Consider the following 11,254-nt stretch of genomic DNA (forward strand, 5'->3'; position numbering starts at 1 on the left):
AAAGTTAACAAAAATTATATCAATATTAGGAAAAAATATGTTTTTAAGAAAGAAATCAAGTCCCAAGATTGAGGCTAAACCTCAGGAAAAGAACGCTCAGGACTACAAGTATGCGGAAGCATTGGATTGGACCGCCGAGCGCCTCGCTCTGAAGGAGAAGCAGGCCAGGCTTGGTTGGAACGTCGCCAAAATCCTCACTCTTGTGTTGGTTTTGGTGTCCATTGTTGCAATCGTGATTGCGCTCAAAAAGGAAAGCTATCCATTCATTGTTGAGCTCGATAAATCAACCGGAACAACACGAGTCATTGACATTCGCGACCCTCAAAACATTCCGGTTGACGAGATGATGGATAAGTACTGGCTGAACCTCTACACCTTAAGTCGAGAAAGCTACGACTATCGAACACTCGAAAACGATCACGCCAGAGTTCGTCTGATGAGCGTACCCGAGGTTTTTTCGCCGTACGACAACCAATACGGAGTAGACAACAAAAAATCTATTCAAAACCTGCTCAAGGACAAAAAGAAAATCGTCTGCGAAATTGAATCTGTCGTTCCCAATGGCAACGGCATTGCCACCGTCCGATTCACCAAGCGCCTTCTCGACACGTACACAAATCAGGAAGAGGCAAAAAATTCTTGGCGTGCAACGATCGGCTACGAGTACAACCCCACCTTTGAAATGAGTGAGTCGCAGCGCCTTATCAATCCGCTGGGATTCACAGTCACTTCTTGGCGTGTTGATCCCATCATGGGAGGTGCACAATGATGAAAAAAATGCTCCTCTCTCTGATGCTTCCCGCCGCATTTCTCACGTTTTTTGAGTGCGACGCTCTTGCTCTTGAAAAAACTCAGGTCAGCAGCCTGGACCGCCGAATCCAGCACACTGAATACAAAGAAGGCCAAGTCTATCCTGTAAATGCGGTAAACGGTGTTATCACCACAATCATTTTTTCCCCCGGTGAAAAGGTCTTGGACTACGGTTCTGGGTACTCCACTGCTTGGGAGTTCATGGCAAGAGAGAACCACTTCTTTCTAAAGCCAAAAGCTTTCAACGGCACAACGAACCTTGTTGTGGTTACCAACAAGCACACCTACTTTTTTGATGTGAGGCTTGTGGGCAACCGCCCGTCCGCCACATACAGTCTTGCATTCAGCTACCCGGCGGAAGAAGCTGCAAAAGCTCAGGAAGAAGCCCGCAAAAAAGTCATCGACTCCTTACTGGATGACAAAACAACTCCTGAAGCCGCAGCAGAAAGCAAGGCAATTAACAGAAGTTACACCGAAAACTTTGGGTCGTCAGAACTGAGCCGTGAAATTGCACCGCTTGAGGTTTATGACGACGGACTCTTTACATATCTGAAATTTGATCGCCAGACAGATTTTCCTGCGGTCTACAGGGTGGCTGAAAACAACGTGGAAACGCTGCTGAACAGTCACGTAAAGGGAGATTGGCTCGTTATTCACGGCGTTTACAAAGAACTCAGGCTGCGCGCCGGGTTTGCCGTCGTCGGAATTTACAACGAGGCCTTCACAGGCGGCGGTCAAAGCAGTGATTCCGGCGTTTCACTGCCCGGGCTCAAACGAGAACTGATAAAGCAGGTGAATTAAATGACAGACACGACAAACAAACCGAATGGAACCGAAGCCGAGAAGACAGAGAGTCTTGGGATTCCAAGCGTCGCAGCTCGAAAGCAAAACAACTCTAGAGTCGGAACTTTCTCTGCACTGCTTCTGATTCTGGTTCTTTTAATCGTTATTGGTTTTGGGTTTTACCAAAAAAACAAAACCAACTCAAAGCCGGATGACAAACCGCAGGTTGAACGAGGTTTTTCGTCAAAATCTTTGACGCTGCTTCCTCTCTCGGAAATTCAGCCGATTGAGGAGCCTAAGCCCGTCATTAAGGAGTCTGAACCGCAGCCGGTTCAGCTTCAGCAGCCAGAGCCTCAAATCGTTCCGCTGAGCGTTCCGGATCGGGCGATAGCGATGAAAGAAGAGAAAAAGGAACCGACTTTGGAAGAAAAGCGGAACATGGCTCCGATGATGGGTCAAGCCAGCTCGATTGCGAGCGATACCGAAACCAAGGGTCTTGCTGCGAGCTTCCGAGAGGAAGGCTACAACTCAGGTCAAGGGGGCGGAGGAAAGCTCGGCAACCTGCTTTCATCCGTCTCGACGCCTGCAACCCGTGCGGCCATGATGCCAGATAGAAATCTTCTTCTGGCCAAAGGCACATTCATTGACTGCATCTTGGAAACGAAGCTGGATACAACAGTTCCCGGGATGACGAGCTGCGTTTTGCCCAGAGACATTTATTCAGCAAACGGAAAAGTGCTGCTTCTGGAAAGAGGTTCTAAAGCAATCGGCGAATACAAAGGGGCAGTTGAAAACGGCCTCAATCGAATTTTCGTGCTTTGGACCCAGATTCAAACGCCTAAAGGCGTGCGAATCAATTTGGACAGTCCGGCAACCGATTCGCTCGGAGGAGCCGGCATGGCCGGAGACATAGATTTCCACTGGTGGGCTCGTTTTGGCAATGCCCTCCTTTTCACATTGGTTCAGGACGCGTTTGAGTTTGGCATGACCAAACAAAGCGAGAACAACGGCGGCGTGAATTACTACCAAAATTCGGAAGACGGCATGAAAGAAATAATCCGTGAGGCGATGCGCCAGAGCGGAAACATTCCGCCGACGCTGACAAAGAATCAAGGCGAGCGCGTGGGAATTTTTGTCGCGCGTGATGTCGATTTCTCCACGGTGTATCGACTGAATCCTATAAAGAACGGAGAACAGCCATGACTTGCTACGCTGATGCTGCTTCCTTCACAATTTTCGGGTACTTTTCGGCAATCTTCAGCAACGTTCTTGCGGCGCCTGAAGGAGTCCGCACTCCTTGCTCCCACGCCGCCAGTGTTTTGACGGAAACTCCCAACAACTGTGCAAATTTTTCCTGTGTCAAACCGGTCTTATTGCGAGTTTCAACAACGGGAATTACAAAAGTTCTTCTTTCAGCCTTCCGAGCCTTCATCTGTTTAACGGATAAGAGAAGGTCTTCAGCGAACCGGTTAACTTCAATATCTGAAGAATATTTCATTTCACTCATTAATAACCTCCATCAAGGATTTATAGAGAGCTGGCGGAAGATCATCAAATTTACTCTTCGAGTAAACCATAAGCAGGTAAATTTCGCCGTCTTCAAGCACGTTGTAATAAATAACTCTGGCGCCACCTCGCCTTCCGTGTCCTTTGGCATTCCAGCGAACTTTTCTGAGGCCTCCGGTGCCCGGTATGACATCTCCGCTCAACGGATTGGAAGCAATCCAAACAATGAACTGTTCGCGTTCAGCATCTGTCCAAACATCCTTTGCCCGCTGGCAAAAAATAGGTGTTTCACAGACCGTATAAAGCATAACAACTCCCACAATGTAGTAGAAGCATATTCCTCTTTTACGAACGTTGTCAATAGCGTTATCGACTCAGCAAAGCCCATAGGAGTAAACAAACAATGACGGAAAAAGACGAATTCATCAAATTTTCAGATGACATTCTGTCCAGACAGGATGAAATTTCTTTGAACACTACCATTGGGCCGGTGTTTGTGGTTGAGGACAACTACTACAACGCCTGGGCAAGCTCCTTGACAGAAGAAGAGCAGAACGCGCTGGATGAAATCGTTCCCTCCGAATTCGTCCTTCCGCAGCAGTTTGACGCAAGAGCTGCTGCCGAGGCACTTGAAAAAATGACCCAGGCCGCGGAACTTCGATTTGAAGATTTCCTCAAAGGCAAATCGGTCAGTGAAGATGAGATTTCCGAGAAGCTCAGCGAGATTCCTGATTTCGGTGCAAACGCCTTCGTCAAATGTGCCGACTTGCGTGTCCGCTTTCCTCTCAATGCAAAGGAGTCTCCTGTCAAGTCCTTTGAGAAGATCGGGAACGAATTTGCGCTCACTCTGAATACACAGAAACTGCATGATCAGGATCGAGACGAACTGATGAATTGGAGAGACCTGGAAGAGCGAGTCCGAGACGGATTTTTAGTGAGAAATCTGTTGGATTTCGACGATTTTTCAAACGAAAAGATCAAAGCATTTTGGCAGGAGCATGTGAAAGCGCCCATCAGAGAGCACTTAGAGAGAGCAGCTCAGCCGGAGTTCAGTCTGAAACTGCACAACAACGAATTTTCACTCTCGGAGGCCGTTTCCAATCGAATTTTTGAACCTGCCAGAGAGTTCTTCAGCAAACACAAAAATGAACTTATGTCAGAAAAAACCGAAAACAAATTGAATGAAATCAATCAGAATTCTTACGAGGAACTCATCAGCAGGTATGCCGAGCAGGATGAGTTCCGTCAGAATCCGAAACTTCTTTCAAGTTTAAAAACGCATCTTCATCTGCTTTTTGAACAGGCACAGGCCAACGGAAAGGAAATCCCGAAGGATATCTTTGACATTGGTTTGAAAGCCGCTCCGGCTGCCGAGCCGGCAATGAATGAAAATGACGTGCCCATCGGATATTTTTCTCTTCACTTTGATCTGAATGCCGACTTTTTAAAAGAGTTTTCGTCCCGGACACAGGCAGCTATCAAAAACGCCTTCGGGCAGGCGTCGATTGAGGACGGGGCAAAGCTTGTTTCCTCCACTCATAATGCGATTGACAAAATCAACGCCTCCATCACTCAGACTGCGACAAAAAATGGCGAAAAACAAGCCGTTGATATTGAAAAACTGATTAAGGACTACCAAATCACAGCGCATCTGGGGAACATGAAGCTGGTTGTCGCCCAAAAGGAACAGAACGGTTTGCGTCCGGAAGGACACAATCCGTTCTACTTGGGCAACGAAACGTTATCAATCAATCAAGCTCGTTTTGACAAAGAAAAAGGCGGTTTTGTTTTCCAGGTGAAGGAAATTTGTTATTTACCAAATGAATGTCAAAAGATTGAGGCTTTATTTTCAAGTAAAAATCTGCCGCGCCTTGCAGAGAAATTTCGGAGTATGGAGCCTGCATGCTCACAGTTTGATGCAGAGCCCTTAAAGCGAATCCTTACGTGTGAGGCCGACAATCTCAACCGACAGCTGAGGACTGATTTCACTAATCCAATTGAACTGATCCTTCCTCCGAAAGCAGAGACTTTAACAGAGTGCGTGGAACACACTTATCTGCGCAACTGCGCACAGAAAATAAAAGAACTTTGCCGAAATGAAACAGAGTACATTCTGTCGAATCAAAAAAAATTCATTGACGACATTCAACGTTGGGGTACTGAGGAGATTCGGGTTGTTAACAACAAACCTCTGAGTACGGAAGGCCTGGATGCTGAAGACCTGAAAGTTGTTCAACAGGTTATTCCTGAGCAATTTGTTTTGCCGAGAGACTACAACAGCATTAACCTCAAAAAGCCCGCTGAAACGTTTGAGCTCATGACTCAGAATGCGGAATTTCAGCTGTATGACCATTTTGAAAAAAAATATTCACCGGAATTTGCAAAAAAGCAGCTCGATATCGTTCCGCTTTTTCTTCTTAATGCCGAGATTCGCTGCGCCGATCTGAGAATCCGTATTGATCCCTACGATCAGGAATACTCGCCGGTTGTTGATTTCACTCGTCATGGTGACAACAAATTTTCCGTGGACATTGACTGTTCTAATCTCGTTGGCACCGAGGTTGAACACCTGGCAATGGATAGAGAAATCTCCGATCTGGTTAAGGATCGGTTCATCAGTGAAAAGCTTCTGCGTGAGGAGGATTTTTCAAATCCAAACGTCGAAAAATTCTTCGAGCAGGAGGTTAAAGAGGTCGCAAAAGAGTTGAGTGAAAAAGCCGACCAAGGAGATTGCATCCAATTAGATTTCCACAGAGGCGAAACAACTCTGAGGGAAATCGCGGTCAACCGAATTTTTGAACCTGCCAAAGAACATTTCAATGAGCAAGAGCTTCTAGCCGAAGAAAAAGACACGTCAGGCGGCCTCAACAGAGCCAATCAGCAGGCATTTGACGTTCTTGTCAAAAGCTATGCCGAAAAGAGCGAGTTTCAAAACAACCCCAAACTGCTTTCAAGCCTGAAAACCAACCTTCATCAGTTGTTTGAACAGGCTCAGGCCAACGGTCAGGTGGTTTGTCTCAATCGCTTTGCGATTGATGCTCCAAGCCGCAACGCCACAGTGGTTCAGATGAAGCAGCCGGCAAGAGAAAAGGAGAAATAAAATGACGATCGAATACTCGGAACAGCTTGAAAAATTCAGCTTTGATAGCTCCATCTCTCCCCAATACATTCCTTACATAGTCTATGGGCCGGACAGCCTCGGCGACAGTGTTTCCGAAGCCGAAGTCCAGAAAATTGATCAGTTCCTTGAAAAATACGAATTCGTTAGTTTTGACGAGAACAGACTCGAATCACCTGATTTCGGAAGATGCAGCATTTCCGGTATGCAGGGCGAAGTTGTTCCGGCAGTTTTTATCAACAAAGAGGCTGTCAAAGAGGAAGAGCAAAGACGCGCAACTCAAGAAAAAATTTCCGGCATGAGTGCAGAAAACCGAGAAACGTTTGAAAAGGTTTTCCAGGCGCATGTCAATCAGAAGGAATTCAAGGAGCATCCGAAGCTCGTTGAGTCGTTCCGATCAAAACTTGCTGACGTGTTTGTTGATGCCAGTCGCCGTGGAATTCAATTGAAAGCCTCGGAAAAAGAAGCACCGGCAAAAGAAATCAACCGAGAGAGGTGAAAATGTCACTCATTGCTGAACAGCTAGGTTTCGACTTCTTCTTTGCTTCTGAAGTTCAACGCACTGAAGATACTGCGAAGACCGAAAAAATTCATGAAGAAAACAACCAACGCATCAACGACGATTTCAGCACACATCCGATTTATCAATGGGTCAAGCAAAACGCTCCTGCGGTTAAAGAGATCGACGGTGAAAAAATTCTAAAAGCATTTGAAATTCCCGGGCTGCTTAAGCAGTTGGAAACAGAAAATGGGAACTCTCTAAGACAACCTGAACAGCTATACGAAGCAAAGCGGAAAACTTACCAAAATGGTAAGTCTTTGGACGGAGAAGGAGAACGACTTCTTGAGCAGGCTGCCCGTTTGAGCATGCTTAGCGAGATTGTTCATTTTGTAGGATTTGTGAAGCTCCCTACATCAGAACTTTCTTTGCCAAACGATTACGCAAGCAAACTTTTCAATCTGTCATACGAAGCTGACACTGCGTTTTTTAATCACAGAGACACCCTCAAACACAATAAAGACGGTTCTCTAAAGCTAGAAGATTTCGGAGAGGATTTAAACAACACGCGCAAAGGCAGAGGCGCAGGCAAAAGTGCGGATCAAGAGCTGCCATATGACCCGGCAGGCGATTTGGAAAAGCGGCTTGCATCGAACTCACTTGAAAAAGTTTGGCCAAAAGAATCGATCATTGAGCTGCACAAGAAAAATCCCAAAGCTGCAGCCTGTCTCTGGTTGGTTCGTGAATCTCTGGGCGAAAGACGGCCTAAGAAGGGGTCATACCCGTATCGAAGCTATCTGAAGACGGCGGCAGCCGCCATCAATCTGCATCGGCAGGTCGTCACCGGAAAGCTTGCACCGGAAGCTGAAACTGAGGCCTTCGACAGCTTCTACAACGCACGTGACAAATATGAAACGTTTTCACACATCAATCCGAAATACTGGAGGTTCTTTAATTCGAGTCATCTCAACGATGCCAAAGATGTTTGCAAATGGAACCGTCTGAATTTATCAGACGGAACCGACATTAATTCCTTCAAATTTCAGTGCATCCTTCCCGGAGCCACGAATCCAGAGGACAATCTTCTGAGTCTAAAGACTCACAAAGGAGTGGTTCTTGATTATTACGCTGTTGCTGTTGGCAATACTGCGGAGGAATTTGAAAAAAATATCGAAAAGCAGCTCAGCGTTACTTTTGCGGATTGGGAGAAAACTGCCGACAAAGCCTCACAGGGAAAACCAAAATCCAAACCGGAACTTCCGATTCAATTGTTCGGACGCGGCAGACGCGATACAAACACCTATGAAATCTACGGCAAGCAAGGCTCCATTGAACTTCAGCTTACAGAGCAGATTTCTTTTGAATCGGACGAGGCTTTCTGGTCTTATTGCAAGAACCACAGGGTTGAGCTCGAAAGCAAATACCGAGAATTAAGAACTGAATACTCGAAAACTGAAAAAGATTGGAGAAACGGTTCTCCCATTCGCGAGAGAATCGGTCCAGATTGGCGAAACGGCAAAGATGCAACGCCCGACATGTTCATGAACACCTTCGGTTTCAGAGGCGTCGAATTCGGCAACTGGGTGAAACAAGGAAAAAACGGCAGAGAGCGCCAATGGATGCTCAACAATGCATATGATGCACTTTATGATCTCTCCAAGATTTTGAGCATTCCTCCCAAAGCGGTTGCCCTGGACGGAGAGTTGGGACTGTGCTTCGGTTCAAGAGGCTTTGGCAGTGCATCAGCGCACTATGAGCCGGAAAATCGAATCATTAACCTCACTAAAACCAAGGGTTACTCAAGCTTGGCTCATGAATGGTTCCATGCACTGGACCACTACATCGCACGAACAAACTACGAAACCAAATTACAGCAAAAATCCTTCATGAGTGATTTGGCCGATTCCAGGATCGACTATTTCCTGTCCGAAACCGCAAAGAAAAGAATCACAGAAAAAGCAGCCAAGGTGTTTGCTGCTGACGCTCCTCAGAGCGCCGCTACAGAAATTGAGTTCATGCTTAAAACCGATGCGAAAATCCGCAGAGAGCTTGAGCAATTGAATTGCGGCGAAAGATCAAGCGTCGATTTTGAATTCAAGCGCAAAGAACGCTCAAATTGGCCCGAAAGAGTTATTCCGGTGTCGCTGCGAAACAGTGACTTGATCCTTAGAGAACGCGGAGACAACGGAGTTGTCAGAGAAGTGCTGCATGACGCATGGGCCGATACGATCAACAGCATCAGAAACTCAGATATGCACCGACGAATGCTTAGGAAAAATGACTACTGGCACTCCAAGATCGAAGAAGCTGCCAGAAGCTTCGAGGCCTTTGTGTCGGTAAGAAGCAAAGAGATGAACGTCAGAAACGACTTCCTCACGAACGATACATTTTCTGAGAAAACGTTTGGAAACGCCGGTTTTTATCCGTATCTGGACGGAAAGGACGTTCAAACAGTCGCCTCCAAATTTGAGCGCCTTTTTAAAGTACTGAAAACACGGGAAACCGAAAAAGGCATTGCCCTCTACTCAAAATCGAAGTCCGAACCGATTTTCACGAAGAAAAGTGACATTCGCGATGCACTAGTTGAGGCGTTCGGGAAAGAAGGACTTATCAGTCTCGTTGACAGCGATCGCTTTTACCTGGCGCAGACAGAAAAAGAAGCGCTTTCTGCTGCAATGGTTGAACAAAAAGCCAAGTGCGGCATGTCATCGATTTCATTGCCTCAGGATCATCATGTCCTTGGATTCCATGATCCGGTTAACCACAAAACATATTTGATTGCAGACAATCTGACCCGGGAAAGCGCCTGCGCGGTAATGCTGCATGAAATCGGCGTTCACATGGCAAATGATTCAGAGTTGCGCGATCAAACACAAAACCTGATCAAAACGGCAGTGAGCCTATATGAAGCCGGTCTCAAGAAGGGTGAGCCGCTCATGAAGCGAGTGAGCGAGCGGCTTCAGGAGAGCAAAATTTCTCCTCACCACGTTGACTACAAAGAAGAAGTTTGCGGCTACCTGGTTGAAGAGGCCGCAAAACAACATTCAACAGCTCCAGCAGTAATTCGCCTTTTCAATGAGTTCAAATCAACCGTCAATGTCTGGCTGGTCAAACACGGTGTTCGTGATTCGAGCAAACTCACTTCGCTTGACATTGCCACTATTGCGAAGGCCAACGTAAAGGAACTCGCAAAACTGCCGAAACAGTACGAATTAAGCAAAAAAGGCAAGGAAGTTCTGGCAGAGCACGTGAAAACTCTGAGCACGAAATATTCAAAGATTTCCGACGCGGATGCCGAAATCCGATCGCTTTACAAAAGATTCTCCGAGTTGGAACAAGCCGGGAAACCCCTGCCTCAGGCACCGAAACTTTCAAAGAACAAGGAGCATGAAAGATGACAATTATCGGTGAAAAGGATTGGGTATTTGGCACGCAAAAAGCTGATCCTAATGAACAGATTCCTGTACTTTCGATTGAGCCTGAGTGTCACATAAAGTCAAAAAAGGAGGTAATCGACAGATTAAGTTCATGCCTCTCTATTGGGGTCATAAACAAAGACACTGGATTTCTTCTTCAAGCATCAAGAAGCGATGCAAAGAAAACTTTATTTCGGAAAGATATTTCCTCTCCTGTTGTAAAGGCAATATTTAAAAGTGCACAGGTAATCGCATCCTCAGCAGTTTTAATTGAATCTCACGCTGATGTACTGCATGAAAATGAAAAAGTTCAAGCGATTCATATTTTTGCTGTTCCGACTAGAGTGGAAAACACTTTGTATCGGGTTGAGCTCACTGTTCGTGACTACATTGAGAAAGAACACGAAAGGAAAATGATCCATTCTATAGATGGCATCAACATCAAGGAATATGAAAAAGCGTCCGTTTGGGAACCCCCGGTCCAAGAGGTGGCTTCGAAAAGCACTTTGCAAAAAACCGGTCAACCAACCAACGAACGCTATAAAGACATTTTAAATGAAGAAACATCTTCAGTATCCCTAGGGAACCTACTACAGGGATATCAGAGAGCAGACGGAAGAAATTTTTTTGACAAGATTCCTTCGGAAGAGTTCCAGCCGGATGGTGTTTACCAAAGTGATGTTAGACAGCTGTATGTAAATCGTTTTCTCTTCCGCTCTTTCATACATGAGTATGGGCATTTATTGGAGAAGAATAAGTTTTCTCTTTCCGAGAGAAATAGACAGCTCCTATTCTTAAATTTTGAAATTTCTGCGGATGATTTTTGGATCAGTACGAAGGGCCTTACAACAGACAAAAAGAGCTTGGAAAAAATCATTTCCAACAAAGCATCCTACCCAAAGCTAAACCCAGTTGCTCGTAGTGTTTTTGAAGAAGCAAGTCAGGCGGTTGACAAAGGTAATTTTCAGTCCTGTTTGAGCGAAAACGGACAGAAAATATTACGGCTTCATATACAAGCTTTGTCAAAAAAATATTCAAAGATCTCCGACGCGGATGCCGAAATCCGATCGCTTTACAAAAGATTCTCCGAGTTGGAACAAGCCGGGAAACCCCTGCCTCAGG

General features: G+C 45.9%; 9 protein-coding genes. 7 read left to right on the top strand and 2 right to left on the bottom strand.

The genetic code is table 11. The features are described 5' to 3' along the window. Positions 1–37 precede the first annotated feature (37 nt). Genes E5987_RS07455 through virB10 form a run of 3 tightly spaced genes read left to right on the top strand, consistent with a single transcriptional unit; the run spans position 38 to position 2,796 of the window. Positions 38–769, top strand: coding sequence for a VirB8 family type IV secretion system protein (locus E5987_RS07455; protein WP_160335477.1), 732 nt, complete (start codon positions 38–40; stop codon positions 767–769). Then, the gene (locus tag E5987_RS07460) at positions 766–1,611 is read left to right on the top strand and encodes a TrbG/VirB9 family P-type conjugative transfer protein (protein ID WP_237178763.1); all 846 of its coding nucleotides are present in this window, start codon (positions 766–768) and stop codon (positions 1,609–1,611) included. The genes E5987_RS07455 and E5987_RS07460 overlap by 4 nt, the downstream gene beginning before the upstream one ends. Beyond that, complete coding sequence (gene virB10 / locus E5987_RS07465; RefSeq protein ID WP_160335478.1) at positions 1,612–2,796, top strand: type IV secretion system protein VirB10; 1,185 nt, start codon at positions 1,612–1,614, stop codon at positions 2,794–2,796. Positions 2,797–2,800: 4 nt separating this feature from the next. Here virB10 and E5987_RS07470 read toward each other — a convergent pair whose 3' ends face one another. Beyond that, positions 2,801–3,100 (bottom strand): helix-turn-helix domain-containing protein, encoded by a 300-nt coding sequence (locus tag E5987_RS07470; RefSeq protein ID WP_202074582.1) that lies wholly within the window; start codon positions 3,098–3,100, stop codon positions 2,801–2,803. Then, positions 3,093–3,407 (bottom strand): transcriptional regulator, encoded by a 315-nt coding sequence (locus E5987_RS07475; RefSeq protein ID WP_160335479.1) that lies wholly within the window; start codon positions 3,405–3,407, stop codon positions 3,093–3,095. The genes E5987_RS07470 and E5987_RS07475 overlap by 8 nt, the downstream gene beginning before the upstream one ends. Before the next feature lie 95 nt (positions 3,408–3,502). On the opposite strand from E5987_RS07475, the gene E5987_RS07480 reads away from it, so the two are divergent. The 4 genes from E5987_RS07480 to E5987_RS07495 all read left to right on the top strand — a co-directional run. Further along, positions 3,503–6,199: a hypothetical protein gene (locus tag E5987_RS07480; RefSeq protein WP_160335480.1), complete on the top strand. Its 2,697-nt coding sequence runs from the start codon at positions 3,503–3,505 to the stop codon at positions 6,197–6,199. Position 6,200: 1 nt separating this feature from the next. Continuing rightward, complete coding sequence (locus E5987_RS07485; RefSeq protein ID WP_160335481.1) at positions 6,201–6,716, top strand: hypothetical protein; 516 nt, start codon at positions 6,201–6,203, stop codon at positions 6,714–6,716. Between the two features lie 2 nt (positions 6,717–6,718). Beyond that, positions 6,719–10,114, top strand: coding sequence for an LPD1 domain-containing protein (locus E5987_RS07490; protein ID WP_160335482.1), 3,396 nt, complete (start codon positions 6,719–6,721; stop codon positions 10,112–10,114). Then, positions 10,111–11,254 (top strand): LPD3 domain-containing protein (locus E5987_RS07495; protein ID WP_160335483.1); only part of this gene is annotated, 1,144 nt, incomplete at its 3' end. The genes E5987_RS07490 and E5987_RS07495, both read left to right, overlap by 4 nt.

The organism is Parasutterella muris (genome assembly GCF_009767915.1).
Classification (GTDB): domain Bacteria; phylum Pseudomonadota; class Gammaproteobacteria; order Burkholderiales; family Burkholderiaceae_F; genus Parasutterella; species Parasutterella muris.

What these genes read in the sequence shown, in the direction of transcription:
- E5987_RS07475 (WP_160335479.1), bottom strand. Translation starts at nt 3,407, where the DNA reads ATGCTTTATACGGTCTGTGAAACACCTATTTTTTGCCAGCGGGCAAAG.
- E5987_RS07485 (WP_160335481.1), top strand. Translation starts at nt 6,201, where the DNA reads ATGACGATCGAATACTCGGAACAGCTTGAAAAATTCAGCTTTGATAGC.
- E5987_RS07470 (WP_202074582.1), bottom strand. Translation starts at nt 3,100, where the DNA reads ATGAGTGAAATGAAATATTCTTCAGATATTGAAGTTAACCGGTTCGCT.
- E5987_RS07480 (WP_160335480.1), top strand. Translation starts at nt 3,503, where the DNA reads ATGACGGAAAAAGACGAATTCATCAAATTTTCAGATGACATTCTGTCC.
- E5987_RS07490 (WP_160335482.1), top strand. Translation starts at nt 6,719, where the DNA reads ATGTCACTCATTGCTGAACAGCTAGGTTTCGACTTCTTCTTTGCTTCT.
- E5987_RS07455 (WP_160335477.1), top strand. Translation starts at nt 38, where the DNA reads ATGTTTTTAAGAAAGAAATCAAGTCCCAAGATTGAGGCTAAACCTCAG.
- virB10 (WP_160335478.1), top strand. Translation starts at nt 1,612, where the DNA reads ATGACAGACACGACAAACAAACCGAATGGAACCGAAGCCGAGAAGACA.
- E5987_RS07460 (WP_237178763.1), top strand. Translation starts at nt 766, where the DNA reads ATGATGAAAAAAATGCTCCTCTCTCTGATGCTTCCCGCCGCATTTCTC.